Source organism: Thiohalocapsa sp. ML1 (assembly GCF_001469165.1).
In the GTDB taxonomy this organism is placed as follows: Bacteria; Pseudomonadota; Gammaproteobacteria; order Chromatiales; family Chromatiaceae; genus Thiohalocapsa.
Map to the genome: position 1 here is coordinate 1 of NZ_JABX01000104.1, position 3,029 is coordinate 3,029.

The 3,029-nt window shown below is 66.0% G+C and carries 3 protein-coding genes; 1 reads left to right on the forward strand and 2 read right to left on the reverse strand.

Annotated elements, in window-relative coordinates; translation table 11 throughout:
• A partial coding sequence (locus ML01_RS26480) for an O-antigen ligase family protein (RefSeq protein WP_058558360.1) occupies nt 1-1,222 on the forward strand: 1,222 nt, incomplete at its 5' end.
• Here the strand turns inward: ML01_RS26480 and ML01_RS26485 are convergent.
• Nucleotides 1,161-2,405: a glycosyltransferase family 4 protein gene (locus ML01_RS26485; protein WP_058558361.1), complete on the reverse strand. Its 1,245-nt coding sequence runs from the start codon at nt 2,403-2,405 to the stop codon at nt 1,161-1,163. The two genes, ML01_RS26480 and ML01_RS26485, sit on opposite strands and share 62 nt — an antisense overlap.
• A 431-nt stretch (nt 2,406-2,836) precedes the next feature.
• Nucleotides 2,837-3,029, reverse strand: a 193-nt coding sequence (locus tag ML01_RS30385; RefSeq protein WP_216819295.1) for a hypothetical protein, incomplete at its 5' end; no start/stop codon positions are given.

Sequence of the window (3,029 nt, forward strand, 5' to 3'; positions counted from 1 at the left end):
GCGGCACAAGCTCCACTATCGGCACCCGAACGAGGTCACGATGTGGCTCTACTTCGGCTGGTGCGCCGCGTCCGTTGCCTGGGCGATCATCCCGCAGTTCGCGTTCTTCGGCGTCACGCGGCTGGTCCGCGGCTATGTGCTGTTCTGGATTGCGTACAACTACATCCGCGACGATGAGGACCTGCGCTTCGTCGTCAATTGCGTGATCTGGCTCACCTTCTACAGCTTCATCGGCGTGCTGCTGGACAAGTACCAGCGCGGGGTGTTTCCGCCGCGTGGCTCGTTCGACCACCAGAACTCCCTGGTGACCTTTCAGAACTTCATGAACTTCATCATCTTCGCGATGCTGATGGGGGACAGCGACAAGCTCTTCGACAAAAAGAATCTCATCTATTGGGCCGCGCTCGGCGCGGGCTCGCTCACCAGCGTCGCCACGCTGTCCCGCGGCGGCATGGTGACGATGGTGATGGGCTACGCGATGATCACGCCGATCCTGCTCGGGCTGCAGCAGCCCGGAAAGAAGCGCGGCAAGAAGTTTGCCGCCATCGGCATCATGATTCTCGCGGCGCTGCCGGCGCTCGCGGTGGTGCTGCCGCCCATCATCGAACGCTTCCAGAATGCTCCGCCCGAGTCCGCCGAGGCCCGTGATCTATTCAACGAAGTCGCCAAGCACATGGGCGATCATCACTTCCTCGGCATCGGCCTCAATAACTATTCTTTCGGCACCGGCTACATCGAGCAGTTCAGGGACACCTTGCCGCCCATCGACCACGGCGGGCTCGCCCATCACATCTATTGGCTGCACTATGCGGAGCTCGGCGTCATCGGCCGGTGGCTGTTCGTGCTGATGATGCTGGGGTTCATCTTCATTCTGCTGCGCTTCATTGTGAAGCGGCAGGACGGGTTCGAGCGCGTCTTCGCCGCCGGGCTCTTGGCGGGCTTCCTCATTGCGATGCTGATTGGCAAGCTGGAATGGAACTGGCGCCAGACGCAGCTCACCTTTACTTACCTCATGTTCGGCGGCTTTGCCTGCGCGCTGGCACGGGTAGAGACGGAGCGTGTCCTGGCCGCGAAGCGGCGCAAGCGCCAGCGCATGGCCATGGCCGCCTATGCGCAGCAGCAGGCGGCGCAGGCCGGCGGGGTGGCCGCGGGGGCGCAGGTCATGCCGCGCCGCGCCGGGTCTCCACCAACTCGCGGTAGAGGTCGAGCAGCCGGGCGCTGATGGCGCGCCAGTCGTAGTCGCGCCGGGCCTTGTCGCGGCCGGCGTCCGCGAGGCGCCCGGCCAGCTCCGGGTCCGCCAGCACGAGCGCGAGCCGCTCCGCAAGGGCGCCGGCGTCACCCGGCTCCGCATGCAGGATGTCCACGCCGTCTTGCGTGAAGGACGGGATGCCGCCGATGCGCGAGGCCACCACCGGCAGCCCGGCGGCCCAGGCCTCCAGGATGACGATGCCGAAGGGCTCGTGCAGCGACGGCAGGCAGAACACCTCGGCCGCGTGGAAGGCGCCGACGAGCAGCGGGTCGTCGGAGCGCAGCCCTGGGATCAGCGTCACGCGCTCGCCGAGGCCGAGGGCTTGGATGCGGGCGTCGAGCCGCTCGCGATAGCCCGCCACCGTCACCGGCCCGAGCAGCACGAGGTGCAGGTCCGGGTGCGTCGGCAGCAGCCGGCCGAGGGCCTCCACCAGCGCGATCTGGTTCTTCTGGTAGTCGATGCGGCTCACGCACAGCAGCAGCCGCCGCTCCGGCGGGAGGTCGAAGGCGCGGCGGAAGGCATCGCCGTCGCCCTGCGCAAAGGTGTCGCAGTCCACGCCGTTCGGCATCAGCTCCACGCGCTGCCCCGGCAGCCGCTCGCGGGCGGCGGCCAGCTCGTCGCCGCCGACGCAGAGCAGCGCATCGGCGTCTTCGAGCACCCGGCGCGAGCCCATGGCCATGCCGAACAGGCGGCCCCATTCGACGCTGCGCCGGATCGGCGCGAGCATCTGGTCCATCTCGCCCTGCGGCACCACGAAGTGGCCACCGTGCAGGGTGATGACGTACGGAATGCCGCGGAGCTTTGCCGCCGTGCGCACGGCGGCCCCGAGCCGTTTGCCGCTGTGCGCGTGCAGCAGGTCTACGCCGGGCTCGCGCAGCAGCGCCCACAGCAGCGACAAGGACAAGAGATTGCCGCCCTTCTTGTCCATGTCGCGGCGGTTGTCGTCCGTGAGGCCCCAAAACGGATAGCTGTACGGGAAGCGCCTGACCGGCACGTCGCGGATCAGCTCCCGGCGGGTGTCGGAGAGCGCGAGGCTCGTGAAGATGCCGACGTCGTGCCCGGCGGCCCGCAGTGCCCGGCTGGTCTCGAGAATGGTCGTCTCGGTGCCGCCCCATTCGTCGGCGACGAAGCGCCTGGGAATCTGAATGATCTTCACTGCTTGGCCTGCACTGGGTGATGGGATCGTGGAATGCAAGATGTCTCGCGCAGAGGCGCAAGGGCGCAGAGAAGAGAAGAAGACGAGAGAAGAGAAAACTCATCCCCGAACGCCCAGCTTCAACCGCCGCTTCATCGAAATCGAAATCGGTATCAAAATCGAATCGAATCGAATCGAATCGAATCGAATCGAATGGAATCGAATGGAATCGAAACCTCGCATCCTTAGCGCATCGTCCCGGCTCGCTCCCACGCTCCAGCGCCGCGTGTCTCCGGCGCCGTCGCCGACGCAGCGCGCTCGGGACGCTGGAGCGTCCGCCCTTGCTCCCACGCAGGAGCGTGGGAGCTAGTCGCCGCTCACGCTGCCCTTGCTCTCCGCTGGAGCGTGGGAGCCAGTCGCCGCTCACGCTCAATCGCCCTAAACCGTCACCGTCATTCCGGGCTTGTACTCCCGTTGGGCGCATTGGCGACAAGTCGCCCGTCATTCGTGACGGAGCTGTAGGCCCCGGTATTGCGAGCTATGCTTTTTAATAACGCTAATGCATATCCGACGGATCTTCCAGCCGGAGCGCCGGCATCTTGGTCCATAACCGACGGAAGAAGAAGGAAAAACGGTGCTGGACGG